The sequence below is a fragment of the Streptomyces griseorubiginosus genome (assembly GCF_036345115.1).
GTDB lineage: Bacteria > Actinomycetota > Actinomycetes > Streptomycetales > Streptomycetaceae > Streptomyces > Streptomyces griseorubiginosus_C.
In genome coordinates this window covers 8735685-8760046 of the sequence record NZ_CP107766.1, presented here as the reverse complement: position 1 = coordinate 8760046, position 24362 = coordinate 8735685, and the positions used below count along the sequence as shown (strand labels likewise).

Genomic DNA, 24362 nt, shown 5'->3' with positions numbered 1-24362 from the left:
TGCGGGGGTCCTTCCGGGCTGGCTCAGGCGGACGCGGCGGCGTAGCGGTTGGCGGGGCGAGCGAGGCCCAGCAGGCCGCGCAGGGTGTCGGCCTCATACGCGGCGCGGAACACGCCCCGGCGCTGGAGTTCGGGCACCAGACCGCGGGTGATGGCGGGCAGGTCGTGTCCTGCGACGGCGGGCCGCAGCCGGAAGCCGGTGAGCCCGGCCGCCTGGAACTCGCCCAGGAGGTCGGCGAGTTGGGCCGGAGTGCCGGTGAAGACAAGGGCGTCACTGGTGTACGGCTCGCCCGCGAGCGCGTCGAGACGGTCCCGGCGGGCGGCCGCCGCGGCCGGGTCCTCGTCGAGGAAGACGACCAAGTCGCCGAAGACATGCAGGAGTTCACCTGCCCGCCCCGCCGCCCCCTGCTCCGCGCGGATCTCGGCGACGATCGCCCGGGCCTGCTCGGCGTCGTGCGGGGTGACGTAACCGACGTCCGCCTGGCGGGCGATGAGCCGGTACGGCACGGTCTGGTGCCCCAGGGCGGTGACCAGGGGCTGGCCCTGCGGCGGGCGGGGGGTGATGGAGGGGCCCTTGACGCTGAAGTGCTTGCCCTCGAAGTCGATGTAGTGCAGCTTGTCCCGGTCGATGAAACGGCCGGTGGCCGCGTCGCGGATCTCGGCGTCGTCCTCCCAGCTGTCCCACAGCCGGCGTACGACCTCCACGTGGTCGGCGGCCTCGTCGAAGAGGTCGGTGAGCCGTTCCTGCCCGGCCGGGGTCTGCAGCTCCGCCAGGCTGAGCGGCGGGAAGGTGCGACGGCCGAAGTGCGCGGCCTCGTGCGGCCGGGGTGAGATCTGCACGCGCAGACCGGCCCGGCCGGTGCTGACGTAGTCGAGGGTGGCGATCGCCTTGGAGATGTGGAACGGCTCGGTGTGGGTGGCGATCACCGTCGGGACCAGGCCGATGTGCCGGGTCAGCGGGGCGATGCGCGAGGCGATGAGCACGGCGTCGAGGCGGCCGCGGACCTGGTCGGTGCGGCCGTCGAGCTCGCCGTAGTGGGAGGACTGGAGGCCGAGCCCGTCCTCCAGGGTCACGAAGTCGAGCAGGCCGCGCTCCGCCTCGGCGACCAGGTCGGCCCAGTAACCGGCGGTGAACAGGTCACGGGGGCGGGCCACCGGTTCACGCCAGGAGGCGGGGTGCCAGCCGGTGCCGTCCAGAGCGACGGCGAGATGCAGCGAAGAAGAAGGGGACACGAGTGGTGCCTTCCTGGAGGTCCGTACGAGAGAGCCGGGCCCGCGGGAGTCGGGGCACACGGCGGCTGAGGAGACGGGGTCAGGAGCTACAGAGGGAGCCGGCCACGCGCAGGAGGTCGATGTGGAACCGGGAGTGGAGGCGGACGGCGCGCAGCACTCGGGGCACGCGTCGCACCTCCGTCCGAGTGGTCCGGGCACTCACCTTCGACAAGGACAACGGCACGGCTATGCCGTTTCTTCCAGCGCGGCGGCCCCCGTGTGCCGGACGAGCGAGAAGACGGTACGGCTGCGCAGGGTGAAGCCGATCGACTCGTAGAGCCGGATCGCGTTCGCGTTGTCCGCCGCCGCGTGCAGGAAGGGGCGTTCGCCGCGTTCCCTGATGCCGGCGGCGACAGCGCGGACCAGGCGGGTGGCCAGGCCCCGGCCCCGGTGGGCGGGGTCCGTGCAGACGGCGCTGATCTCGGTCCAGCCCGGCGGGTGCAGCCGCTCCCCCGCCAGGGCGATGAGCCGGCCCTGGTGGCGGATGCCGAGGTAGGTGCCCAGCTCGATGGTGCGGGGCAGATAGGGGCCCGGCTCGGTGCGGGCGACCAGGTCGAGGATCTCGGGCACGTCGTCGGGTCCGAGCCGTACGGCCTCGGGGTCGGGCTCCGCGCGCAGGGCGGTGTCGACGAGCTGGACGCCGTGTCCGGTGCGCACGACCTCCCAGCCGACCGCCGCTTCGGTGACGCCCCGCACCGCGGCGGTGCCGCCGGGGCCGATGAGTGCGGCGAGGTCGGCCCAGGCGCGCGGGTCGTTCTCGTCGGAGAGGGCGTGGAAGGGGGCCACGTCCTGCTGGTACCGGACGGCGTGGCCGACCCGTTGGGCGAAGGCGGCGTGCGGGCCGGTGAGTGCGGCCCAGGCCGGGTTGTCCAGGAGGGACGAGGAGCTGGCGTCGAGGGCGATGACGGACATGGTGTGGCGGTCTCCTGTGTGCGGCTCGGGATGTCCGGCGCGCGGGGACTCCACCGCGAGGCGGCGGCCGAGCCCCCGGCACGCGGTGGGTCAGGAGTTGTCGAGCGGCAGTCCGGGCGGGTTGATCTCGGACTTGGCGACGGCCTCGTTGGAGAGGTTGTAGGCCTTGAGCCACTCGGCGTACTGACCGTTCTCGATCAGGTAGTTGATGGCGTCGGCGAGCGGCTCGGCGAGACCGCTGTCCTTCTTCGCGGTGGCCGCGATCAGGCCCTGCAGACTGGCGCCGGCGCCGGAGTACGTACCCGCCGTACGCGTGGCGTTGGGCGTGTCGGCCACCTGGCGGTTGTGGTACGCGATGCCGGGGTTGGGGCCGAAGTAGGCGTCGATCTTGCCGCTGGACAGGGCGAGGTAGGTGCTGTTGCTGTCCTGGAAGTACTTGACGGTGAGCTTCTTGCCCTCCTTTGCCAGCTTCGCCTTCCACTCCAGGAGGATCTTCTCCTGGTTGGTGCCGGAGCCGACGGAGACCGTCTTGCCGGCGAGGTTCTCGTAGTTGCCGTCGAAGTTCCAGGTGCTCTTCTTCGGGACGGTGAAGGCGAGGTTGTCCTGCCGGTAGGAGGCGAACTCGTACTTCTTCTTGCGTTCCTCGGTGTCGGTGACGTTGGAGAAGGCCACGTCGACCTTGCCGCTGTCGATGCCGACGAAGAGGTTCTCCCAGGTGGAGTTCTTCACCTCGGGCTCGAGGCCGAGGACCGCGGCGACGAGGCGGCCGAAGTCGGGCTCGGCGCCGGTGAGGGTCTTCTGGTCGCTGCCCACGTAGGCCAGCGGCGGGAAGCCGGCCGGGAGGGCGCCAATGCCGATCTCCAGCTTGCCGCTCTTCTTGAGGGCGGCGGGCAGTTCGGCGCTGATGGACTTGACCTCGGCGACCTTGATGGAGGTCTGCCGGGCGGCACCGTTGGAGACCTGGCCGATGACGACGTGCCCGGACTTGGCGGCGGCCTGGGTGGTGGTGGCCGCGTCGCTGTCGCCCCCGCAGGCGGCGAGCCCGGTGGCGAGAGTGGCGACGGCGGTCGCCGCGGTGATGCCGCGTATCAGGCTGCGTCGGGTGAACTGGGTGGGCATGGCCGTTCCTTGTCGCTGGAGGTGATGAGGGTGGCGTGGGGGGAGGTCTGCGGGAGGGCGGCGGTCAGAGGACCTTGCGGAGGAAGTCCCGGGTCCGTTCGTGCCGCGGGTTGTCGAGGACCTCGGAGGGCGGGCCCTGCTCGACGATCTTTCCGCCGTCGATGAAGACGACCCGGTCGGCGATCTCGCGGGCGAACCCGATCTCGTGGGTGACGATGACGAGCGTGGTGCCGCTGGTCGCCAAGTCCTTGATGACGGACAGGACTTCACCCACCAGCTCCGGATCGAGGGCGGAGGTCGGCTCGTCGAAGAGGATGACGCCGGGGCGCAGGGCGAGCGCGCGGGCGATCGCCACCCGCTGCTGCTGCCCGCCGGACAACTGCCGTGGATAGGCGCCGGTCTTGTCGGCGAGACCGACCCGGCCCAGGAGTTCGCGGGCCAGTTCCTGCGCCTGCGCTCTGCCGAGCTTGCCGGTGGCGAGGGGGGCGGCGGCCACGTTGTCCAGCACGGTCAGGTGCGGGAAGAGGTTGAAGTTCTGGAAGACGAACCCGATCCGGCCGCGCTGGGTCAGGATGGCCCGCTCGCTCAGCTCCTTGAGCCGTTCGCCCTGCCGTTTCACGCCCATCAGCTCGCCGTTGACGCTGACGTAGCCGATCTCCGGCTTCTCCAGGTGGTTGATGACCCGCAGCAGGGTGGACTTGCCGGAACCGGACGGGCCGAGGATCACGGTGACCTCGCCGGGGCGGACGGTCAGGTCCACACCGTCCAGGACCCGGTGCGTGCCGTACCACTTGTGCACACCGTGCACTTCGAGGGCGGCGGGGGTGATGTCGGTGATGGTCATATCGCGGTCTCCCTGCGGATACGGGCCCCGAAGTCGCTGAGGGAGGCCCGCAGTTTCTGGAGCGGGGTGGGTGGCAGGGAGCGGGTGGCGCCGCGGGCGTAGTGCCGCTCGACGTAGAACTGGACGACGGAGACCGCGCTGGTCAGGATCAGGTACCAGACCGTGGCGACCAGCAGCAGCGGCACGATGTCGCCCGGATAGGTGGACCCCATCGACTGGACGGTGCCGAACAGGTCCAGCAGGGACACGTAGAAGACCAGCGAGGTGCCCTTGATCAGGCCGATCAGCTGGTTGACGTAGTTCGGGACGATCGAGCGCAGCGCCTGCGGGAAGACGATCTTCCGGAACTGGTAGCCCTTGGGAAGCCCCAGCGCGGCAGCCGCCTCGTGCTGGCCCTGGTCGACCGAGAGAATGCCCCCGCGCACCACCTCGGCCGCGTAGGCGGCCTCGTTGAGACTGAGCCCGATCACCGCGATGACCATGTCGGTGGCCAGCCGCGACTCGTCGAAGGAGAAGAAGGCCGGCCCGAAGGGCACCCCGAGACTCAACGTCTTGTACAGGGCGGAGAAGTTGTAGAGGAAGAGCAGCACCACGATCAGCGGGATGGAGCGCAGCGCCCACACATACGTCCAGCTGACCGCCCGCAGCACCGGGCTCTTCGACAACCGGGCCAGCGCCAGCAGGACGCCGCCGACCAGGCCCAGTACCGCGCTGTAGGCGGCGACTTCGAGTGTGATCAGCAGGCCGTCGAGCACCGTCGGGCGCAGGAACCAGTAGCCGAAACGGTCCCACTGGTAGAAGGGGTTGGTGACCAGGCCGTGGACGAACTGGGCCGCCAGGACCACGACGACCGCGGTGGCGATCCACCGGCCCGGCCGCCTCAACGGCAGAACCCGCTGCGCGGCGAGTGGTTTTGACGGAGTGTCGGTTTGCGGCGGGGCGTCGGTGACGGACACGGCGGCGCCTGGGGGTTCACTCATGAGGGGCTCCGGCTGGGTGGGTACGTCCCGGAGGCGCGACGGCATGCGGGGGCGCACACGACGGCGGGGTACCGGGGGGCGGGAAGGGCGACGGCACACCGCGTGGGCGGTGTTCGTCAGGGAGTGCGGGGGCTGCGGGGAGGTGTCAGCCCCGACAGCGGGCACGGCCCGGTGCGGTACACAGTGCGCTGTTCACGCGGAGCAGATCGACGGCCCGGTCGGCGACGAGCAGGTCGCCGTACGGCCGTACGCAGCTCTGGGAGCGGCGTGCGGCCGTCCTGGGAGCTGCGTACATGGCGTCACCGTCACTGTTCCGGCCCTGTGGGCCTCGCGCTTACCGAAACGTCTTCGGTCCGGTCGTCACCTGGGGCACCCCACCGCGGCGCGAGGGTTGCCGGTCAGCTAGCCAGGGCTTGTCGCTGACACTCATGACCGTTCTGGTTGTCAGTTAAAGCAATGGCCCGAATGCATGTCAATGCCCGTCCATCAGGTGAAACGGCTAACGGGCGGCGTGGGCCGTCCAGTCCAGGATCTGGACGGCCGCTCCGGCGGCCTCCAGGCCTCGGCAGCGGGCGTGGTGACGGCGTTCGATGCCGTCGAGGTCGAGGTTGCCGCCGAAGGCCGGGTGGGCGGCGAGCCGGCGGGCGTAGGCCCACAGGGTGGGGTGGTCGGCGATGCGCTGGACGGCGGAGGCGTCGAGGTGGTGGCGGTGCACGGTGTCGAGCTGGACCAGCGCGACCCACAACTCGACGTCGGCGGCCGTGACTTCGTCACGGATCAGATGAGTACGGTCGACCAGCCAGCGGTCGAGGACACGGAGCGTTTCCAGCAGCATGGCCACGGCCGCGTCCCGTGTCACCGGGTCCTCTCCGGCCGCGCCCGCCCGCTGCGCCGCCTCCTCGATCCCCTCCCGGCACATCCGCTCCACGGCCTCGATCTCGGACTCCGCACCACAGGGGTAGAGGGAGGGTCCGCCGGGGGCGAAGCGGCGGTCGAGGTCGCGCATGATGTCCGGGGCATGGGTGCTGACGATCCGTCCGGACCAGTCGTCGCTGAGCACCGGCCCGACGGCCGGACCGGTGTACCGGTGGGCGCTGGCCTCGTACAGCGACAGAAGGGCGGAATGGCCGCCCTCGGGACTGTCGGGGACGGCCGGCAGGAACGTGGCCGGGCAGCGGGCGTCCAGGCCGAGCAGGCCGTGGGTGACGGCGACGCGCAGGCCGTCGGGACAGGCGGTCGACAGGTGGAGGCGGTAGCGGCCCGGCACGGCGTAGTGGCCGCTTCGCGCGTCCCGGCCGATACGGCCCCGGAAGGCGGCCACCGGTCGGTCGGAGACGTGGGCGGCCACCCGTCGGTCGGGGGTGTGGGCGGTCGCGGGTCGGTCGGGGGTGTGGGTGGTCGCGGGTCGGTCGGCGGTGTCGGTGCTCGGTGGTGCGACGGTCATGACTCTCCCCGGGAACGGGCGCGGACGTACGCGCGGCGGAAGCGACGTCGGGTGAGGGAGCCGGGCTCATCCATTCGGGCCGGACGCGTGAGCCCGGTTGGCGGGCAGCGTCGGCACGGGAGGGGCGCGGCTCAGCCCTGGGGGCCGATCGCGCTGCACACACGCAGCAGATCGATGTGACGGCGGGAGGTCAGAAGAGGCGAACGGCTCACGCATGCGGTGACCGGCTCCAAGCGCCTCATGGCTTCCCTACCTGTTCACTAGGATTCCCTCACCGAGTGTCGATCCGACCGAGATCGGCGTCAAGAGGGCCGTCCCGCATCGCGGACACCGGGATGGACGGCGGCGGCCCCGCGTGCGGGGTTCAGGGCTTGAGGCGGCCCGTGGCGAACATCGCCGCCGACCAGGCGGTCAGCGCCGCCGCCAGCGCCCAGACCACGGCGAGGGCCCAGCCCGCGCTGACGTCGCCCTGGCCGAGGAAGCCGATCCGTTCGACCTGGACCAGCCAGAAGACCGGGTCCAGGTGGCTCACGAAGTTCCAGAACGGGGGCAGTTGGTGGACCGAGTAGAAGACGCCGCCGAGGAAGCCCAGCGGCAGCAGGATGATCGACTCCATGGAGTAGACATGGTCGAGGGACCGGGCGTGACCGCCCGCGATCACGCCGACCTGCGCGGCGGCCAGGAGCACCCCGAGCGTGCCGACCAGCAGGACGATGGGGCGGGCCGGGGCCCCGCCGTGGGTGAGCGGCAGGGCCACCGCCAGGACGCCCGCCCCCACGACGAAGCCTCGGGCGACACCGGCGCCCACCAGTGCCGCGTTGATCTCCCACCACCTGAGCGGGCTCGCGTACACGTCGTTGATGTACTGGTCCCTGCGGGCCTCGAACAGGCTGGTCGTCCCGTTGAAGAAGCCGACGTTGACGATCGCCTGGGCGAAGAGGCCGGGCACGATGAAGCTGCCGTAGCCGACGCCGTCGATCGTGTCGACGTGCGAGCCGAGGGCCGTTCCGAAGACCACCACGAAGAGCACGGTCGACAGCACCGGGCCGACGACGCTGTAGCGCCAGATCTTGACGAACCGCAGGACCTCGCGCTCCAGGAACCACAGGAAGGGTGAGCGCTCGGCGCGGAAGGGCTCGTCGTGGGCCGGGAGAGCCGGCGTGTGGGTGTCGCTCACGAGACCACCTCCTCGGACGTGATCACCCGTTCGTAGACCTCCGAGATGTCCCGGGCCGCGTACCGCTCCCGCAGTGAGGCGGCGGAGCCGCGGTCGACGATCCGGCCCGCGCGCAGCAGCGCGATCTCGTCGCACAGGGTCTCCGCCTCCTCCAGGTAGTGGGTCCGTCAGCAGGACCGTGGTGCCGGCCGCGTTGAGGCCCTTCACGACCCGCCAGATCTCGGAGCGCAGCTCGACGTCGACGCCGGCCGTCGGCTCGTCGAGGATGAGCAGGCGGGGGCGGTGCATGAGCGCCCGCGCGAGGACGAGGCGCCGTTGCATACCGCCCGAGAGTTCGTAGGCGCGTACGTCGGCCTTGTCGTCGAGGCGGAACAGGGCGAGCAGTTCGTCCGCGCGCCGGGCGGCCGCCTTCCGGCCGATGCCGTGGTATCCGGCGTGGTAGACCAGGATCTGGCGGATGGACAGGAAGCGGTCGACGTTGATCTCCTGCGCGGCCAGACCCAGCAGTCTGCGGGCCTGACGGCTGCGGTGGTCGTGCCCGAAGACGGAGAGGGTGCCGGCGCTGGGGCGCACGATGTTGCACACCGAGCCGATGAGCGTGGTCTTCCCGGCGCCGTTCGGGCCCAGCAGTCCGAAGAAGGCGCCGTCCGGTATCTCCAGGTCGAGCCCGGCCACCGCGGTGAAGCCGTCCTGGTACGTCTTGCGCAGGCCCTCGACCCGCAGGGCGGGCGGCCTCCCGCCGCTCCGGGAAGGGGAAGCGGCGGGAGTCGCGAGCGGGTCGGCGACAGTCGCAAGCGGGTCGGCCCCGGGAAGCGGGCCGGCCACGGACAGGGGATCAGGCCCGGAAGGCAGGCCGACCGTAGGACTCGGACCAGGCCCGGGCGACAGGCCGACCGTGGGACGCGGATCAGGCCCGGAAAGCGGGTCAGCCATGGAACTGGTTCGCGGGCACCGGGAGCCCGTAGTGCTCGCGGAGGGTCGTGCCCTCGTACTCCTCGCGGAACAGCCCCTTGCCGCGCAGGATCGGCAGGACGTGCTCGACGAAGGCCGCCAGGCCCGACGGCAGCGCGGGGGCCATGATGTTGAAGCCGTCCGCGGCACCGCCCTCGAACCAGGCGATGATCGTGTCCGCCACCTGCTCGGGTGTGCCGACGAACTCGAAGTGACCGCGGCCGCCCCCGAGCCGGGAGATGACCTGCCGGACCGTCAGCCGCTCGCGCACCGCGAGATCGATGATCAGGTCGGAACGGCTCTGCGAGCCCTCCAGCTTCGGCCTTGCCAGGATGAACTCCGGTAGTGGCTGGTCGAGTTCGAAGACCGACGGCTCGGTCTCGAACACGGCGGCCAGCTGACGCAGCCCGTACTCCGGGACGCGCAGCTCGTCGAACTGCCGGGCGAGCGCGCGGGCTTCCTCCTCGGTCGACCCGATGTACGGGACGATGCCCGGCAGGACGATGACGCCGTCCGGGTCTCGCCCCGCAGCCTTGGTCCGTGCCTTGATGTCGGCGTAGAAGGCGGCCGCGCGCTCGTACGTCGTGTGGGCGGTGAAGATCGCCTCGGCGTGGCGGGCCGCGAAGTCCTTGCCGTCCTCGGAGGACCCGGCCTGGACGAGCAGCGGGTAACCCTGCGGCGGGCGCTCGACGTTGAGGGGGCCGGCGACCTTGAAGTACCTGCCCTGGTGGCCGAGCCGGTGCAGCCGCGCGGGGTCGGCGTAGCGCCCGGTGCCCCGGTCCGCGACGACGGCCTCGGACTCCCAGCTGTCCCACAGCGCCTTGGCGACCTTCAGGAACTCGTCGGCCCGGGCGTAGCGTTCGGCGTGGTCGGGGCGGTTGTCTAGGCCGAAGTTGGCCGCCTCGTCGGCCCCGGCCGAGGTGACGATGTTCCAGCCGGCGCGGCCGCCGCTGACGTGGTCGACGGAGGCGAGCCGGCGGGCGAGGTTGTACGGCTCGTTGTACGTCGACGACACGGTCGCGATGAGGCCGATCCTGCTGGTCGCCTGGGACAGCGCGGTCAGCAGGGTCAGCGGCTCCAGTTGGCCCGGGGGCCGGAACTCGCCGGTGCCGATGAGGGCCGGGCCGTCCGCGAGGAACAGCGAATCGAACTTGGCGCTCTCCGCCAGCTGGGCCAGTTCGATCCAGTGCCGCAGGTCGAAGTCGGCACGGGGATTGCTGTACGGGAGCCGCCACGCCGCCTCGTGGTGACCGGCCTCCATGAGGAAGGCGTTGAGGTGGAGCTGCCGCCGTCTGTCGCTCATGAGGTGACCTTCAGCTTCGAGCTGTCGTAGCCGGCGGGGAGGAGGTTGTCGACGATCGACGGGACGTCGACCTTCTTGGTGATCTGGCCGGCCTCCCGGAAGGCGTCGGCGAGCTTCTGCTCCAGTTCGATGTCGGCCTTCTCCACCGGGGTCACCCGGTTCGAGTAGGCGGCCAGGGACGCCTTGGCGTCGGCCAGCGGGATGCCCTGCTCCTTGGAGAGCGCCTGCGCGTACTTGTCGGGGTTCTTGACGCCCCAGGCGAACTCCCGCGACAGCCGCTTCAGGACGTCCGTGAGCGCGGCGCGCTTGTTCTTGTCGTTCAGCGACTTGTCGGTCGCGACGTAGTAGCTGCTCGTCTGGTCGATCGGCGGGAGGCCCTTCACCAGGACCCGCGCGCCGTTCTTGACCGCGATGGCCGACTGCGGGTTCCAGATCGACCAGGCGTCCACCTTGCCCGTGTTGAAGGCGGTGGCTGCGGCCGCCGGGTCGAGGAAGACGAGCTTGGCGTCCTTGGGCGTGAGGCCGACGCTCTTCAGCGCGTTCAGGGCCAGACCGTGGGCCGAGCTGCCCTGCGGGACGGCGATCCTCTTGCCCTTGAGGTCGGCGGCCGTACTGAGCTTCGAGCCCTTGGGCACGATGATGTTCTCCACCGCCTGGTCGGGTGTGAGCGAGCGGTTGACGGCGACGACCTTGAAGCCGTACTCCTTCGCCGCGCCCGTGATCGGCGGTACGTCGCCCACGCTGCCGAGGTCGATGTCGCCGGAGGCGGCGGCCTGCACGAGCGGCGGGCCGTAGGTGAACCGGGCGAACTTCACTTTGTAGGGCGCGTTGTCGAACACGCCGGTGACCTTGGCGAGTTCCTCGCTGCCGTCACCGCCGTTGTCGCCGATGGTGAAGGTGTACTTGCTCCACTCGGGGTGCTTGGCGTCGCTGGCGTCGGCGACGTTGCTCAGCGGGGCGGAGGTGTCCGAGGAGGATCCGCAGGCGGCGAGGGTGCTCGCCAGGGCGAGTGAACCGACGGCGCCGATGAGTCTGAGTGTTCTCTTTCGCATGAGGTTGTCGTGCTTTCTGTGCTGGGTGAGGGTGTGCGGGGAAGTCAGTGCTGACGCGCGAGGCCGAGGTCGTCCAGGAGCCGGGCCCGGAGTTCCTCGCGTGCGACGCTCGCCTCGCGGTCCGCGGCGGTGAGGCGCACCTCGTGCGAGGCGCCGATCCGGCCGTCGCTCATGACGACGATGCGGTCCGCGAGGGCGATCGCCTCGTCGACGTCGTGGGTGACGAGCAGCATGGCCGCGTGGTGCTTGGTCCGCAGTGCGCGCACCAGGTCGTGCATGCGCAGCCGGGTGATCGCGTCGAGGGCGGCGAACGGCTCGTCGAGGAGGACGAGTTCGGGTTCGGAGACCAGTGCGCGGGCCAGTGACACCCGCTGGGCCTCTCCGCCGGAGAGCTCCTTCGGCCATGCCTTCTCGCGGCCGGCGAGGCCGACCTCGGCGAGCACCTCGCGGGCCCGCTGCTCCGCGTCGGGACCGTGCAGGCCGAGCGTGACGTTGCGCAGGACCCGCTGCCACGGCAGCAGCCGGTCGGCCTGGAAGACGATCGCACGCCGTGCCGGGACCTCCACGCGCCCGCCGTCGGGCCGGTCCAGTCCGGCGAGCAGCCGCAGCAGGGTGCTCTTGCCGCAGCCCGAGGGGCCCAGCAGGATCACCAACTCCTCGTCGGCGATGGTGAGGTCGAGGTGGTCGAGCACCACCCGGTCACCGAACCGGCGGACCACCTGCTCGACGACGGCTCCGGTCTGCTGCCGGGCCTCCGTCGCGATCGTGCTGCTCATGACGCCTCATAACTGGGGCGCCACCGCAGCAGCACCCGCTCGAGAGCCCGGACGAACTGGTCGGCGAGCAGACCGAGGAGCGAGTAGATCACCAGCCCCACGAAGACCTGGTTGGTCTGGAGGTACGTCTGCCCCTGGGTGATGAGGAAGCCGAGTCCCTTGTCGGCGTTGACCGTTTCGGCGGCGACCAGGCCCAGGACGCTGTAGGCGAGGGAGAACCGGAGCCCGACGAGGAACCCCGGCAGGGCTCCGGGCACCAGCACACGCGTCACCAGGCGCCAGGTCCCCGCGCCCGTCGTGCGGGCCATCTCGATCAGCCGCTGGTCGACGCCCCTGATCGCGGCGAACAGGTTGAGATACATCGGCACACCGGCACCGAAGGAGATCAGCAGCACCTTCGTCAGCTCGTCGATGCCGAACCACACGATCATCAGCGGCAGCACCGCGAGGAGGGGGATCGTGTTGAGGACCTGCACGAGTCCGTTGAACAGGTACTCGCCGCTGCGCAGCAGCCCGCCGAGCACCCCGGTGACGATGCCCACGGTCAGACCGAGTGCGAGACCGAGGCCGGCCCGCTGTAGCGAGATGGCCAAGTCCGGCCCGAGTACGCCCTGTTGCCACAGGTCGACGGCGGACTTCACGATCGCGGTGGGCGCGGGGGCGTAGGTCTTCGAAACCGCTCCGACCCGGGCGAGGATCTCCCAGGCGAGGAGGATCGCGACCGGGGTCGTGTAGATGCCCAACGGCCAGCGCAGGCGCTCGCGGAGTGTGCTGAGCGGCGTCCGGCCGCGGATGTCGCGCGGCAGGAACACCTCGCGTTCCCGCAGGTTCGTCGGCTCGGCGTCGGGGACCTTGGTGACGGCCGGCGCCTTGATGCTCAGCTCGGTCATGCCGCCACCGCCAGCACGCTGCTGTAGTGCGAGGCGTCGCCGACGAGCTGCTCGCTGCGTCGGCCGTCGACACCGGTCGGCACCTCTCCGGCGATCGTCACCCGGTTGAGGCGGCGCGGGTGGTCGTCGTAGTTGTCCACCGCGTAGTGCTGGGTGATCCGGTTGTCGAAGATCAGCAGCTGGTTCGGGGACCAGGTCCAGCTCAGGACGTTCTCCGGACGGGTCACGTACGACTGGAGGACGCGCAGCAGATCGGTCGAGTCGCTGCTCGACAGGCCGACGATCCGCTTGGCGAACCCGCCGATGAACAGCCCGCGTTCACCGGTGAGCGGATGGACCCGCACGACCGGGTGCTCTGCCTCGTAGGGCGTCGAGACGAAGGCCCGGTCGTACTCCTGCCGTTGCGCCGTGGCGGATGCGGGGCGGGCGTAGTCGTACTGGTTGCTGTGCACGACACGCAGCGTGTCCGCGAGGGCGCGCAGCGGTTCGGGCAGGTCGCGGTAGGCCGCGGCGGCGTTGGCGATGAGCGTCTCGCCGCCGTAGGGCGTGGTCACGATGGACCGGAGCGTGGTGAGCTGCGGCGGGTTGACCACGAAGGTGACGTCCGTGTGCCACTCGTTGGCCTTGGACGTCGCGCTGTCGACGGCGAGGACGTTCGTCGTGCCGTCGGCGGCCGGCACGTTCGGGTGGGCGGTGGTGAGTTCGCCGAACCACCCGGCCACCCGCTCCTGACCGGCGTTGTCGAGGTCGACGTCGGCGAAGACGATCGCCTTGTGCTCGTTGAGGGCGTCACGCAGCGCCGTGATCGTCGAGTAGTCGGGCGGTGCCGCGAGGTCGACACCCTCGACGACCGCGCCAATGCGACCGGTGAGCTTGCGGATGGACGGAGACATGAGGGGATCCCTCCCGGGCAGATGGGCACGCCAAGGGGTGCTGGGGAACACCGGACTGGGCCGGAGTCGGAGAGAGGACGCGTGGGGGCAGGACCGCTGCAGCCGCGTTCTCAGCGACCGCGTCGGCGTGCGCGAACAGGCTCCCGGCTCATACGAGAAGGAGATGAGAGGAGAGGGGAGCTATCAGAAGAGGGATTCGACGATCCCTTGCCGCGTCAGCGACAACAAAACGCGCTGGAGACGTGCGCCAGATCGATGTGGCGCCGCCGAGTGAGGTCCACGCGCGGGTTCATAAGACGGGAGTTCAGCAGAGGTCCGCCAGGTCGGTCAATAACTTTCCGGACAGGTCTTGCATGGCGGACACGGCGATCTCCTGCACCTGTTCGTGGAGATCGCGCAGGTGGCCGCGCTTGCCCCTGACGTACGCGTCAAGAGCTAACGTCTGCGCGCCCCGCACCGGCCGGCCGTCCGCGCTCGGCCCGCTTTTCTCGATCAGGAGCCTCCATGACCGCTCTGCTGCCCACCGCCACCCGTGAGGTCCGCCTCGTCACCGTCCCCGAGGGGCTGCCAGGCCCCGAGCACCTCGCCGTCGTCGAACGGCCGCTGACCGCGCCCGGCCCGGGACAAGTCCTCGTCCGGAACCGGTACTTCCTGGTCTTCCCCGGGCTGCGCACCCTGATCGGAGCAGAGCCCGGGGCGGCACCGCTGCCGCCGATCCACGCCGACGACGTGCTCTTCGGCCCCGCCGTCGGCGAGATCGTCGCCGCGGGCGCGGGCAGCCCGCTGCGACCGGGAGACGCCGTCACGCACCTGCTCGGGTGGCGCGAGCACGCGCTGCCGGCCGCGGCCGACTGCACCCCGCTCGGTGACGTCCTGCCGGACCCGGTCGCCCACCTGTCGTCCGGGGTGGCCGCCTATGGTGCGCTCACGCGGCTCGCCGACATCCGCCCCGGCGACACGGTCCTCGTCACCGGGGCGGCCGGCGCGGTGGGGACCCTGGCCGGCCCGGTCGCCAGGCTGCTGGGCGCCGGAAGGGTCATCGGCACGACCCGTTCCCCGGCCAAGGCCGACCGGCTGCGCACCGAGCTGGGCTACGACGCGGTGGTCGTAGCCGACGGCCAATCCCCCACGCCGGCGCGTCAGTTGAGTGCGGCGGCACCCGACGGCATCGACCTCGTGGTGGACACCGTAGGAGGCGAGCAACTGACCGCCGCGCTCGAGGTGGCCCGTCGCGGGGCCCGGTTCGCTCTCGTCGGTTCACTGGCCGGCCAGCTGTCACCCCACCTGGACGGTGACAGCGCGCCGGCGGAGATCGACACGTTCCGCGTCATCACCCAGGGGCTCACGCTGCGCGGCTACAGCGGAGCGGACCATCCCGGGGTGGCGGAGGAATGGGCCGAGCGGTTCGGCGACTGGCTGCGTTCCGGCGCGCTCTCCTTCCCGCACGTGCGGATCCGGGGCATCGAACGGGCCCCCCGAGCGTTGCAGGAACTGTTCGAGGGGCGGCACTTCGGCACCGTCGTCGTGGAGCTGCCGCCGCAGACGTAGGCACCGCCGCCGTGCGCCGAGGGCGGGCGGGCACGGAGTGAGACGAGGTCGGAATGCGGATCGGAGACGCGGCGGCGGCCGCCGGAACCACTCCGCGGGCCCTGCGGTTCTACGAGGAGCGCGGCCTGCTGACCCCGCCGGCGCGCACCGCCACGGGTCAACGCCGGTACGGCCCGGACGACGTGGCCCGCGTCCGCGTCATCCGCGAACTGCTCGCCCTCGGCCTGACCGTCGAGGACCTGCGCGGCATCGCCGACCGCATCCAGCTCCTGGTCGAGGATCCACGGCGCCGCTGTGCCGGCGACGACCCCGCCGCCGCCGGCTCGGGCGTGGTCGCACGCCGACTGGCGGCCATCGACGCCGAGATCGACCGCCTGACCCGCCTGCGCACCCGCCTCGCCCGACAGACGGGACGGACCTGAGCCGCCGCACGAGGGGCTTCCTGTGCGTCGCGCGGTCCGGGCCGGGTGGCCCTGGCTGCCGCGAGCCAACTGATGCGCCACGTCGGGCTGTTGGTGATTCACGAAGGACGTGGACGTAAGACCGACCGCCAAGCCTGTGGGACGGCGACGGTCGCGATCAGCGGCGCCGCCGCGCCCAGAACCACAAGGCGGCTCGCGCCCTGGTCGGAGCCACGTGATCTCCTTCGGTTTCGGCAGGGGTGCAAGAGCCGCTGCGTCGCCGTGGTGTGCCGACGGGCGGGACGGTGGGCCGGTGCCGCGCCGCGAGGACAGCAGCAGGCCTTCGGCGAGCAGGCCCGCGCAGACGCAGGAGGCCAGCGCGTATCCGGTCCGAGGCTGACCGTCTCCGGGGGCACCGGAGGCGGCGTGCAGATAGACCGCCAGCACGGCGCTGAGGCAGACGGCCGCGGCGATGCGCTGAGCCATCCGCAGAACACCGCCGCCCACTCCCGCAGCCTCGGCCGGCGCATGCTGAAGCACCTGGGCCTGGTTGGGCGCGACGGTGAGCCCTCCGGCGATGCCGGACAGCAGCTGCGTCCCGGCGAGTCGCTCACACAAGTCGGCCCCGGCAGAGCGGAGCGGGGCGAAACAGGAGATGCCGACGACGGTCAGGGCTGCGGACTGAGCCATGGCAAGGTTCCTTCACGGCAGGGTGGATGCGCGGGCCCCGCACCGGCCGACGCCAGAACAGCGGGCGGCAGAAGGCTGCACGCGGAAAGCCGCGTCCACCACCGCAGCGAGCGGGACGCCCATGCAGCCGAGACGACCTTGACATTCACAGGGGCTGACGACATACGTTGAAAGGGAAAGTTCCTGACATGTGGAGGCTTCGATGCACGCACTGGGCGCGGCACCGCGAGGTGCCTGCACTGGTGCGCGCCTGATCACCCGGCGGCATGTCGACTACTGCCGCACCTCCTCCGCCGTCTGTCCTTCCGTACACGCCTGATCCCTGCCGGCCGGTCCCGCCGGCTGTCTCGTCGTGGCCCTGTGGCCGCGAATCGTCGTGTTGTCCCGGAAGGAACCCCATGTCCGGCCCTGCCCTGCACCTCGCCGTCGAGATCGACGGCGACGGCGCCCACCCCGCGGCCTGGCGCCGCGCCGCCCACTCCCCCGATCAGCTGCTCTCCCCGCGCCGGGTGGCCCGGGTCGCCGCCGTCGCCGAGAACGCCGGGTTCACCCTGATCACCCTGGACGACGGCGTGCTGCCGCCCGGGGCCGCACCGGATCCGGTGGGCCGGATCGGCGCGGTGGAGCGGGCTGCCTTCGTGGCGGCGTCCACGAGCACCGTCGGGATCGCGCCCGTCGTCCCGGTCACGTACGCCGAACCCTTCCATGTCTCCAGCCAGTTGGCGTCCCTGGACCACATCTCCGCGGGCCGCGCCGGGTGGGTCGTGACGGAGGAGGAGCGCCCCGAGGCGGCCCGCGCCTGGGGGCGTCCCCTGGTCGCCGATGCCGACGCCCGGGCCCGGGAGTCACGGGACGGGGTGGAGGTGGTCCGCGCCCTGTGGGACTCGTGGGAGGACGACGCGGTCATCCGGTCCCTGGCCACCAGCCGCTATCTCGACCGGGAACGGCTCCACTACATCGACTTCACCGGTGACACGTACGCCGTCAAGGGCCCGGCGATCGTGCCGCGCCCGCCCCAGGGCCAGCTCGTCGTCCTGGGCCGGCCCGACCGGGTTCCGGCCGCGCAGCTCGACGTCGCACTCGTCGAGGGCCGCGATCCGGCGTCGCTCACCACGGCCGCGGCCGGCGCCGGTGCCCCGCGCGTCTTCGCCGAGGTCGAGGTGGCGCTGGACACCCCTGAGGCCACGGCCGCCGAACGCGTCGCCGACCTGGAACGGCACGCGCCGTGGCAGGACCGGGGAAGGCTCCGGCACATCGGATCCGCCGAGCAACTGGTCGCCCTGCTCAGTGACTTGAGCCGTCACGTCGACGGCGTACGACTGCATCCGCTGGTGCTGGACGAGGACCTCGCCGTCCTCTCCCGCCTCGTTGTTCCGGCCCTCTCCGAGCGGCGACTGGTCGCCCGCCCGCTGCCCGGTACGTCCCTGCGCTCGACCCTGGGTCTGGAGCGCCCCGCCAACCGCTTCGCCGCCGCTGCCCCGTCCGGCCAGGAGGACGCCCGATGACCCGCACCGATCCCCTCGACGTCCCCCGGCCGCACGCCCAGCTGCACTTCGGGGTGTTCTTCCAGGGCGTCAACCACTGGACCATCTGGTCGGCCCCCGACAGCGGCTCCCAGATCGACCCGGCCTCCTTCCGCAAGGTCGCCCAGACCGCCGAGCGCGGCCTGTTCGACGCGTTCTTCCTCGGCGAGGGGCTGCGGCTGCGCGAGGTCGACGGGAAGATCCACGATCTCGACGTGGCCGGACGGCCGGACGCCATCACCCAGCTCGCCGCGCTGGCCGCGGTCACCCGCCGCATCGGCCTGGTCTCCACCTCCAACTCGACCTTCAACGAACCCGCCGACCTGGCCCGCCGCCTGTCCGGCCTCGACCTGCTGTCCGAGGGCCGCGCCGGCTGGAACGTGGTGACCACGGACAACGCCTGGACCGGCGCGAACTTCCGCCGCGGCGGCTACCTCGACCACGCCGACCGCTACCGGCGCGCCGAGGAGTTCCTCACCGTGGCCCGCGCCCTGTGGGACGGCTGGGAGGACGGGGCCGTCGCCGACTCCGCGGGCGCGCCCGCCTGGTCGGCGCCCGGCGCCGTACACCAAGTGCGGCACAAGGGACCGCAGTTCGAAGTGGACCTCGCTCCGACCCTGCCGCGCAGCGCCCAGGGTCACCCCGTGATCTTCCAGGCCGGTGACTCCGGGGAGGGACGCGACTTCGCCGCCCGCAACGCCGACGTCATCTTCTCCGCGCACGGCAACGACTTCGACGACGCGCTGGCCTTCGCCGACGACATCCGGCGCCGGCTCCGGGCGGTCGGGCGGCCCGACGACGATCTGCGGATCCTGCCCGGCACCGAGATCATCATCGGCGCCACCGAGGAGGAGGCCGAGGAGAAGAAGCGCTGGATCCGGCTCCAACAGGTCACCCCCGCAACGGCCTTGGGGATCGCCGGACTGCTGTGGGGCATCGACCTGTCCGACCGCGACGCGGACGGGCCGCTGCCCAAGGAGGACCCGGTCGTCAGCGAGAACGACGGCTCCTTCGGTGCCCGGCGCATCGCCGACCCGCGCACCGTCGTGGCCGAATGGCGGGCGAAGGCGGAGGCGAACGGCTGGTCGCTGCGCGAGACGGTGATCGCGCTCGGCCCGCAGCGCGGACACGTCGGCACTCCGTCCGGTCTGGCCGACAAGTTCGCCCACTTCGTACGGCACGGCGCGCTGGACGGCTTCAACGTCACGCCGTACCTCATCCCCGACGGCCTCGACGACATCGTCGACCTGCTCGTCCCGGAACTGCAGGAACGCGGGGTCTACCGCACCGAGTACAGCGGGACGACCCTGCGCGAGAACCTCGGCTTGCGCGCACCCCTCACCCACCGGTCCGCCGCGGACCGACGGCAGGCCGGCTGAGCCTCCGGGCCGGCCCCTTCAACCGGCTTGGCTGAGTACACATGACTGACAAAAAGCTGTCACACGGGGGCCGGAATGCCGTTTCGACCGAAGCCGGTTGTGAACTGACATGACTCTTGGAGTAGCGCTCAACGCGTCCGACGCGCCGAACCAGGTCGACGCGACCGTCCAACTGGCCCAGGAGGCCCGGGAGTTCGGTCTCACGTCGGCCTGGTTCGGGCAGACCTTCGGCGCGGACTCCCCCCAGCTCGCGGCGATCGTCGGGCGGGCGGTCCCCGGACTGCAGGTCGGCACCTCCGCGATCCCCGTCTTCGGCCGCCACCCCCTGCTGGTCTCCAGCCAGGCCCAGACCGCCCAGGCCGCGACCCACGGCCGCTATCACCTCGGGCTGGCTCTGGGCACGAAACTGCTGACCGAGACGGGCTTCGGCCTGCCCTTCGAACGGCCCATCGCCCGACTGCGCGAATTCCTCACCGCCCTGCGGCAGTTGACCGACACCGGCACGGCCGACTTCCACGGCGAGCTGATCACCGCCACCACCCCCATCCCGGCACGGGTACCGGGTGCCGAGAGCGGAGTCCCCCTGCTCGTCGCCGCGATGGGGCCACAGGCGCTGCGGGTCAGCGGTGAGTTGGCCGACGGGATCCTGCCCTATCTGGCGGGACCGCGAGCCCTGGCGGACCACATCGTGCCCGCCCTGACCGCCGCGGCCGAGGCCGCGGGCCGCCCCGCGCCCAGGATCGTGGCCCTGGTGCCCGGTGTGGTCACCGACGACGTCGACACGGTACGGGCCAAGGCCACCGAGGACCTCGCCTTCTACGAACAGTTCCCGTCCTACGCACGGGTCATCGAGCTCTCCGGCGCCCGGCGGGCCGCCGACCTGGCCGTGATCGGCGACGAGAAGACCGTCGAGGCCGAGGTACGCCGTTACCGCGACGCCGGCGCCACCGAGGTCGTCTTCTCGGTCACCGAGATGGCAGGAGACGCCGACCGCCGTCGCACCTGGCGACTCCTCGGCGAACTGGCCCGCTGAGTCCACCCATCGACCCGCCCCCTCCCCCGCCCCGAAGCCCCCGGCACCAAGGAGATTCCCCATGACCACCGAGGCCACCACCACGGACCTCCACGCGTTCACCGAGACCTGGCTGGAGTGGTACCGCGCCCAGGAGGCCCGGCTCGCCGCCCCGCACGGGTTCCTGGCGATCACCGGCCTGCACTGGCTCGACGACCGCCCCCAGCGCTTCCCGGACGCGCCGGGCGCGTGGCGCACCGGCCCCGAGGGCGTCGTCGTAGAACTCGACGAGGACGAGGAACTGGTCGTCGACGGGACTCCGGTGCACGGCGAGCACCGCTTCGGCGTGCTCCCCGAGCGCGGCGGGGTGGACGCCGTCTGGAACGACGCCGTCATCGAGGTCGCCAAGCGCGGCGGCCAGGACATCCTGCGCCCCCGGCACCCGGACGCACCGCTGCGCACCTCCTTCACCGGAACACCCGCCTACGCCCCCGACCCGCGCTGGGCCGTGACGGGCCGCTACGTCCCCTTCGACGCACCGCGGCCGACCACCGTGGGCGCCGCGGTCGAGGGCCTCGAGCACGTGTACGACGCTCCGGGCCGGGTCGAGTTCGAGCTGGACGGGAACCCGCTGTCGCTGACCGCGTTTCCCGGCCCTGGTGCGGGTCTGACGGTGCTGTTCACCGACGCGACCTCCGGGGTCACCACCTACGCCGCCAACCGGACCCTGTCCCTCGATCCGCCCGCCGCCGACGGCACGGTCGTCCTGGACTTCAACCGCGCCGCGAACCTGCCGTGCGCCTACACGGACCTGGCGACCTGCCCGCTGCCCCCGGCCGAGAACCGGCTGCCGGTGGCGATCGAGGCCGGCCAGAAGATCCCCCGCGAACGCGGCGGCGTGTGAGCGGGACGCCCTCCCGGGGTTCCTCGCGCTGAGGCAGAAGTCGACACTCCGTTTCAGACCACGGTCACCGGGTGCCGCACGACCGCGTCGAACAGATAGCCCTGCGTGTTGGGCACGGCGGTGTCCGGCTGGGTCCGGCCCGCCGTGTCCGTGGCGCGGGCCAGCAGGTGGGTCGGACCAGGTGTCCCGGGCGTCCACGGGAGGGACCAGCGCGTCCAGGTGCCGGGACGCGGCCGGTCGTGCAGTCGGGCGCGCCGCCAGTGCGTCCCTCCGTCGGTGCTGACGTCGACCCGCGCGATGCCGCCCGCGCCCGACCAGGACCGGCCGTGCAGCACGTGGCTCTCCCCCGCCGCGAACGTCGCGCCGCTCGCCAGCTCGAAGGCGCTCTTGAGCGTCTGCCGGGTCAGCGGCGCACTGCCGTGCTCCGGGTAGGAGGGCCCGAACAGCCGGTAGAAGGTGGTGTTCCACGGGGAGTACAGGGGCTGTGCCGACACCTGGATGTCGCCGACCCACTTGATCGAGGCGATCCCCACCCACGAGGGCACGAGCACCCGCACCGGGTACCCGTGGTCGTACGGCAGCGGCTCGCCGTTCATCTCGTACGCGAGCAGCACGTCGTCCAGCGCCTTGGCCACGGGCAGCGGCCGACGTACCCGCCCCAGGCTCTCGCCACCGCTGACGTACTCGGCGTCCAGGCCACGGGGCTGCACGTCCACGGCGTACGGGGACAGCCCGGCCCTGCGCAGTACGTCGGCCAGACGCACCCCGCGCCAGCGCGCGACGCCGACCGCTCCCAGCGTCCACGCGGTACCGGTGACCGTCTCGCCCTGCTGTGTCGTGTAGAAACTGCGGCCGTTTCCGGCGCACTCGACGAACGCGGTCCGGGTGACGGCGGGCAGGGCGCGCAGATCGTCGTAGCCGAACTCCACCGGCTTGTCCTCGGCGGGCGTGCCGCGCAGCCCGTCACCCCACAGTCTCAGCCGCCAGTCGCCCGCGTCCAGGACGGGCGTCGCGGTGTGGTTGCGGACGAAGAACAGTGCGTTGGGGGTGTGATGACCGGTTCCGCGCAGCGCCTCCCAGCGGGTCTCGGCGTTGGTGCCGCGCTGGATGAACGACTCGGGCGGCAACGGCTTGACGATCGGGGAGTCGGCGGCGTGCGCCGGATTCCGCACGGGGAGGGCGGTGGCGGTCGCGGTCGCGGCCAGCAGGGTCAGCAGCCGACGCCGCGTGACGCCGTCCGCTCTGGCCTCGCCGGCGAGCCACTGGCGCAGCCTGCGGCGGTCGTAGGCGATCTCGTGGTGGGCGGCGGAGCGGGAAGCGGACATGGCGGTCCCGTCATATGTGGGAGAGGAGAAGGGCTCGGAGCGCGTGGGAGCGTCCTCGACGGGCCTACTGAGACCAACGGGGCAAGCGCGACGCGGCCGTCGAGGAAGAGAACCGGGAAAAGCCGGTCAGCCGTGGAGACGACACAGCGCGGCGGCGACGCGGACGAGGTCCACGGCACGGCGGCGGGTCAGCGGCTCCGGCAGAGACATGACGGGATGGAAGCACGTAGTTCGGTCGGTGTCAACGAACCTGCTGTGCAGGGCAGTTGGTGCAGCCGGAGGTGTTCGTTCGCGGGCAGGTACGGCGTCACGGGCGGGCAGGTGATCCCCGGAATCTGTAGCATCCGGCGCATGGACGTGGCGACGGGTGCACTGCCTCGAGGGCTCGGGCTGGTGGAGCGGGTGCTCCGCGGGGAGCTCGACAGCCGAGGGGGACCCGGTGTGGTCCGGCTGGCGGAGGACAGCGGGCTGGACAAGGGGCAGGCGTCGCGGCTGCTGCGGGATCTGGTCGGCACCGGGACACTCGCCCGGGACGGCCACGAGTTCCGCGCCGGGGCGGATCTGCTGGCCGTCGCGGCCCAGGCCGGTCCGTGGGGCGTGGAGAGCCGGGCGCTGCTGCGGGGGCTGGTGGTCCGGTTCGGGGCGTGTGCGTACGTGGACGTGCTCCGCGGGGCGATGGTGCTCTCGGTGCGGGCCGAGCTGGCGGCCTGGGCCGAGTTCTCCTGGGCGCGGGCGGGGCGGCTGACTCCGGTCTGGTGCACCGGGGCGGGACGGGCACTGCTCTTCGACCGGTCCCGGGAGGAGATCGCCCGACTCCTCGGCGGCGAGGACTTCATCGGGGCGGGTGGCCCCTACGCGCCGCGGACCGTGGAGGAGTTGCTGGCGCGGGTCACCGCGGACGCCGGACGTGGGATCGCGGTCTGCGAGAGCGAGTACGACGAGGACGTACTGGAGGTGGCGGCGCCGGTGCGGGATCCGCACGGAGATGTCGTCGCGGCGGTCAGCGCGGTCGTACCGCACGCGGCGGCCAGGGACGACCGGGAGGAGCTCGTCACCGCGATCGGTGACGCGGCGGCGCGGCTGGCCTCCCTGCTCGGCTGAACCGACGGGCACTCAGTCCGCGTCCGTTTCTCCGTCCGTGGAACACAGCGCCGCCGTCAGCCAGTCGCTCCAGCGGACCACCGAGTCCGCGCAGGCGGCCGTCGCGGGCTCCAGCCGGCGGCGGGGGCCGACGACCTGCACGGCGGCCACGATCTCCCCCCGGAAGTCCCTGACCGGAGCGGCGAGCGAGTACAGGCCGGGCTCGGCCTCCTGGTCGACGATCGAGTAGCCGCGCTTGCGGGCCGCGTCCAGCCGGGTCATGAAGTCGTCCAGGTCGGCCGGGGTGTTGGGGCCGTGCCGGACGAAGGCGGTGCGTGCGAGGACGGCCGCCACCTCGGTGTCGTCGGCGTCGAACAGCAGGGCCTGTCCGGCGTCGCTGCAGTACGCGGGATAGGCGCGGCCCACCCAGGACACGAACGAGGACAGCGCAGGCGGCATCGACTCGAGGATCGTCACCGAGCTGGCGCCCCGCAGGACTCCCAGGTAGGCGCACTCCCCCGTGTCGGCGGCGACGCCCTCCAGCGCGGTGCGGCCGTCCCGGCGCAGTCGTGCCTCGGTGATCTGCTGGGCACGGGCGTACAGCTCCCAGGCGACGGAGTAGCGCAGCGACGCGGGATCACGGCGCAGGAAGCGGGCGCTTTCGAGGTTCCGCAGGATGCGGGAGACCTGGCTGCGTTCGCGCCCAAGCAGCGCCGCGACCTCGGCGGCGGTGTGGCCGCGCGGGTCCTGCGACGGGTGCCGGGCGAAGAGTCGCAGTACGGCCAGGCCGCGTTTCAGGCTGCTGTCGGTGGTCATCGCGGGCCGAGCATACGCCGGGCCGCGGCGCCGCTGCGTGCCCATCATTGCGCGGACATTGCAGGTTCATTG

The 24362-nt window shown here is 71.7% G+C and carries 23 protein-coding genes and 1 riboswitch; of the genes, 7 read left to right on the top strand and 16 right to left on the bottom strand.

Annotation, left to right across the window (positions count from 1 at the left end; all coding sequences use genetic code 11):
* Nucleotides 1-23: 23 nt before the first annotated feature.
* From OHN19_RS39450 to OHN19_RS39385, 14 genes are all read right to left on the bottom strand, one after another.
* The gene (locus OHN19_RS39450) at nucleotides 24-1232 is read right to left on the bottom strand and encodes an LLM class flavin-dependent oxidoreductase (RefSeq protein WP_330268803.1); all 1209 of its coding nucleotides are present in this window, start codon (nucleotides 1230-1232) and stop codon (nucleotides 24-26) included.
* A 225-nt stretch (nucleotides 1233-1457) separates the two neighbouring features.
* Nucleotides 1458-2183, bottom strand: a complete 726-nt coding sequence (locus OHN19_RS39445) for a GNAT family N-acetyltransferase (RefSeq protein ID WP_330268802.1) — start codon at nucleotides 2181-2183, stop codon at nucleotides 1458-1460.
* 90 nt (nucleotides 2184-2273) lie between these two features.
* Nucleotides 2274-3302 carry an ABC transporter substrate-binding protein gene (locus OHN19_RS39440; RefSeq protein WP_330268801.1) on the bottom strand — a complete coding sequence of 343 codons (1029 nt, stop codon included), beginning with the start codon at nucleotides 3300-3302 and terminating at the stop codon, nucleotides 2274-2276.
* Nucleotides 3303-3366: 64 nt separating this feature from the next.
* Nucleotides 3367-4146 (bottom strand): amino acid ABC transporter ATP-binding protein, encoded by a 780-nt coding sequence (locus OHN19_RS39435; protein ID WP_330268800.1) that lies wholly within the window; start codon nucleotides 4144-4146, stop codon nucleotides 3367-3369.
* The gene (locus OHN19_RS39430; protein ID WP_330268799.1) at nucleotides 4143-5126 is read right to left on the bottom strand and encodes an amino acid ABC transporter permease; all 984 of its coding nucleotides are present in this window, start codon (nucleotides 5124-5126) and stop codon (nucleotides 4143-4145) included. The genes OHN19_RS39435 and OHN19_RS39430 overlap by 4 nt, the downstream gene beginning before the upstream one ends.
* A 145-nt stretch (nucleotides 5127-5271) precedes the next feature.
* Complete coding sequence (locus OHN19_RS39425) at nucleotides 5272-5421, bottom strand: hypothetical protein (RefSeq protein WP_330268798.1); 150 nt, start codon at nucleotides 5419-5421, stop codon at nucleotides 5272-5274.
* A 30-nt stretch (nucleotides 5422-5451) separates the two neighbouring features.
* Nucleotides 5452-5560: riboswitch (SAM riboswitch) on the bottom strand.
* Between the two features lie 65 nt (nucleotides 5561-5625).
* Nucleotides 5626-6570 (bottom strand): glutathione S-transferase C-terminal domain-containing protein, encoded by a 945-nt coding sequence (locus tag OHN19_RS39420; protein ID WP_330268797.1) that lies wholly within the window; start codon nucleotides 6568-6570, stop codon nucleotides 5626-5628.
* Nucleotides 6571-6701: 131 nt separating this feature from the next.
* Complete coding sequence (locus OHN19_RS39415; RefSeq protein WP_330268796.1) at nucleotides 6702-6812, bottom strand: putative leader peptide; 111 nt, start codon at nucleotides 6810-6812, stop codon at nucleotides 6702-6704.
* 122 nt (nucleotides 6813-6934) lie between these two features.
* Nucleotides 6935-8572, bottom strand: a complete 1638-nt coding sequence (locus tag OHN19_RS39410) for an ATP-binding cassette domain-containing protein (protein ID WP_330268795.1) — start codon at nucleotides 8570-8572, stop codon at nucleotides 6935-6937.
* Between the two features lie 100 nt (nucleotides 8573-8672).
* On the bottom strand, nucleotides 8673-10001 hold the full coding sequence (locus OHN19_RS39405; protein ID WP_330268794.1) for an LLM class flavin-dependent oxidoreductase: 1329 nt from the start codon (nucleotides 9999-10001) through the stop codon (nucleotides 8673-8675).
* A complete protein-coding gene (locus OHN19_RS39400) occupies nucleotides 9998-11053 on the bottom strand; it encodes an aliphatic sulfonate ABC transporter substrate-binding protein (protein ID WP_330268793.1) in 1056 nt (351 codons plus the stop codon). Before OHN19_RS39400 ends, OHN19_RS39405 begins: the two co-directional genes overlap by 4 nt.
* A gap of 44 nt (nucleotides 11054-11097) precedes the next feature.
* Nucleotides 11098-11829, bottom strand: a complete 732-nt coding sequence (locus OHN19_RS39395) for an ABC transporter ATP-binding protein (RefSeq protein ID WP_330268792.1) — start codon at nucleotides 11827-11829, stop codon at nucleotides 11098-11100.
* Nucleotides 11826-12719 carry an ABC transporter permease gene (locus OHN19_RS39390; protein ID WP_330268791.1) on the bottom strand — a complete coding sequence of 298 codons (894 nt, stop codon included), beginning with the start codon at nucleotides 12717-12719 and terminating at the stop codon, nucleotides 11826-11828. Before OHN19_RS39390 ends, OHN19_RS39395 begins: the two co-directional genes overlap by 4 nt.
* A complete protein-coding gene (locus OHN19_RS39385; protein ID WP_330268790.1) occupies nucleotides 12716-13612 on the bottom strand; it encodes a TauD/TfdA family dioxygenase in 897 nt (298 codons plus the stop codon). Before OHN19_RS39385 ends, OHN19_RS39390 begins: the two co-directional genes overlap by 4 nt.
* Before the next feature lie 504 nt (nucleotides 13613-14116).
* On the opposite strand from OHN19_RS39385, the gene OHN19_RS39380 reads away from it, so the two are divergent.
* The 6 genes from OHN19_RS39380 (at nucleotide 14117) to OHN19_RS39355 (ending at nucleotide 21069) form a co-directional block, all read left to right on the top strand.
* Nucleotides 14117-15160: an NADP-dependent oxidoreductase gene (locus OHN19_RS39380; RefSeq protein ID WP_330268789.1), complete on the top strand. Its 1044-nt coding sequence runs from the start codon at nucleotides 14117-14119 to the stop codon at nucleotides 15158-15160.
* A gap of 53 nt (nucleotides 15161-15213) precedes the next feature.
* Nucleotides 15214-15582 (top strand): MerR family transcriptional regulator, encoded by a 369-nt coding sequence (locus OHN19_RS39375; RefSeq protein WP_330268788.1) that lies wholly within the window; start codon nucleotides 15214-15216, stop codon nucleotides 15580-15582.
* Between the two features lie 1067 nt (nucleotides 15583-16649).
* Nucleotides 16650-17756, top strand: a complete 1107-nt coding sequence (locus OHN19_RS39370) for an LLM class flavin-dependent oxidoreductase (RefSeq protein WP_330268787.1) — start codon at nucleotides 16650-16652, stop codon at nucleotides 17754-17756.
* The gene (locus tag OHN19_RS39365; protein WP_330268786.1) at nucleotides 17753-19153 is read left to right on the top strand and encodes an NtaA/DmoA family FMN-dependent monooxygenase; all 1401 of its coding nucleotides are present in this window, start codon (nucleotides 17753-17755) and stop codon (nucleotides 19151-19153) included. Before OHN19_RS39370 ends, OHN19_RS39365 begins: the two co-directional genes overlap by 4 nt.
* A gap of 109 nt (nucleotides 19154-19262) precedes the next feature.
* On the top strand, nucleotides 19263-20186 hold the full coding sequence (locus OHN19_RS39360) for an LLM class F420-dependent oxidoreductase (protein WP_330268785.1): 924 nt from the start codon (nucleotides 19263-19265) through the stop codon (nucleotides 20184-20186).
* Nucleotides 20187-20247: 61 nt separating this feature from the next.
* Nucleotides 20248-21069 carry a DUF1684 domain-containing protein gene (locus tag OHN19_RS39355; RefSeq protein WP_330268784.1) on the top strand — a complete coding sequence of 274 codons (822 nt, stop codon included), beginning with the start codon at nucleotides 20248-20250 and terminating at the stop codon, nucleotides 21067-21069.
* A gap of 53 nt (nucleotides 21070-21122) precedes the next feature.
* Here OHN19_RS39355 and OHN19_RS39350 read toward each other — a convergent pair whose 3' ends face one another.
* Entirely contained in the window at nucleotides 21123-22394 is a 1272-nt protein-coding gene (locus tag OHN19_RS39350) for a sulfite oxidase (RefSeq protein ID WP_330268783.1), read from the bottom strand.
* A 351-nt stretch (nucleotides 22395-22745) separates the two neighbouring features.
* Between OHN19_RS39350 and OHN19_RS39345 the strand changes: the two genes are divergently transcribed.
* The gene (locus tag OHN19_RS39345; RefSeq protein ID WP_330268782.1) at nucleotides 22746-23495 is read left to right on the top strand and encodes an IclR family transcriptional regulator domain-containing protein; all 750 of its coding nucleotides are present in this window, start codon (nucleotides 22746-22748) and stop codon (nucleotides 23493-23495) included.
* Nucleotides 23496-23507: 12 nt separating this feature from the next.
* Here OHN19_RS39345 and OHN19_RS39340 read toward each other — a convergent pair whose 3' ends face one another.
* A complete protein-coding gene (locus OHN19_RS39340; RefSeq protein ID WP_330268781.1) occupies nucleotides 23508-24290 on the bottom strand; it encodes an IclR family transcriptional regulator in 783 nt (260 codons plus the stop codon).
* Nucleotides 24291-24362 lie beyond the last annotated feature (72 nt).

Coding starts and splice junctions, on each gene's coding strand:
- OHN19_RS39445 (WP_330268802.1), bottom strand. CDS start 2,183: ATGTCCGTCATCGCCCTCGACGCCAGCTCCTCGTCCCTCCTGGACAAC.
- OHN19_RS39440 (WP_330268801.1), bottom strand. CDS start 3,302: ATGCCCACCCAGTTCACCCGACGCAGCCTGATACGCGGCATCACCGCG.
- OHN19_RS39435 (WP_330268800.1), bottom strand. CDS start 4,146: ATGACCATCACCGACATCACCCCCGCCGCCCTCGAAGTGCACGGTGTG.
- OHN19_RS39430 (WP_330268799.1), bottom strand. CDS start 5,126: ATGAGTGAACCCCCAGGCGCCGCCGTGTCCGTCACCGACGCCCCGCCG.
- OHN19_RS39425 (WP_330268798.1), bottom strand. CDS start 5,421: ATGTACGCAGCTCCCAGGACGGCCGCACGCCGCTCCCAGAGCTGCGTA.
- OHN19_RS39420 (WP_330268797.1), bottom strand. CDS start 6,570: ATGACCGTCGCACCACCGAGCACCGACACCGCCGACCGACCCGCGACC.
- OHN19_RS39415 (WP_330268796.1), bottom strand. CDS start 6,812: ATGAGGCGCTTGGAGCCGGTCACCGCATGCGTGAGCCGTTCGCCTCTT.
- OHN19_RS39405 (WP_330268794.1), bottom strand. CDS start 10,001: ATGAGCGACAGACGGCGGCAGCTCCACCTCAACGCCTTCCTCATGGAG.
- OHN19_RS39400 (WP_330268793.1), bottom strand. CDS start 11,053: ATGCGAAAGAGAACACTCAGACTCATCGGCGCCGTCGGTTCACTCGCC.
- OHN19_RS39395 (WP_330268792.1), bottom strand. CDS start 11,829: ATGAGCAGCACGATCGCGACGGAGGCCCGGCAGCAGACCGGAGCCGTC.
- OHN19_RS39390 (WP_330268791.1), bottom strand. CDS start 12,719: ATGACCGAGCTGAGCATCAAGGCGCCGGCCGTCACCAAGGTCCCCGAC.
- OHN19_RS39385 (WP_330268790.1), bottom strand. CDS start 13,612: ATGTCTCCGTCCATCCGCAAGCTCACCGGTCGCATTGGCGCGGTCGTC.
- OHN19_RS39380 (WP_330268789.1), top strand. CDS start 14,117: ATGACCGCTCTGCTGCCCACCGCCACCCGTGAGGTCCGCCTCGTCACC.
- OHN19_RS39375 (WP_330268788.1), top strand. CDS start 15,214: ATGCGGATCGGAGACGCGGCGGCGGCCGCCGGAACCACTCCGCGGGCC.
- OHN19_RS39370 (WP_330268787.1), top strand. CDS start 16,650: ATGTCCGGCCCTGCCCTGCACCTCGCCGTCGAGATCGACGGCGACGGC.
- OHN19_RS39365 (WP_330268786.1), top strand. CDS start 17,753: ATGACCCGCACCGATCCCCTCGACGTCCCCCGGCCGCACGCCCAGCTG.
- OHN19_RS39360 (WP_330268785.1), top strand. CDS start 19,263: ATGACTCTTGGAGTAGCGCTCAACGCGTCCGACGCGCCGAACCAGGTC.
- OHN19_RS39355 (WP_330268784.1), top strand. CDS start 20,248: ATGACCACCGAGGCCACCACCACGGACCTCCACGCGTTCACCGAGACC.
- OHN19_RS39350 (WP_330268783.1), bottom strand. CDS start 22,394: ATGTCCGCTTCCCGCTCCGCCGCCCACCACGAGATCGCCTACGACCGC.
- OHN19_RS39345 (WP_330268782.1), top strand. CDS start 22,746: ATGGACGTGGCGACGGGTGCACTGCCTCGAGGGCTCGGGCTGGTGGAG.
- OHN19_RS39340 (WP_330268781.1), bottom strand. CDS start 24,290: ATGACCACCGACAGCAGCCTGAAACGCGGCCTGGCCGTACTGCGACTC.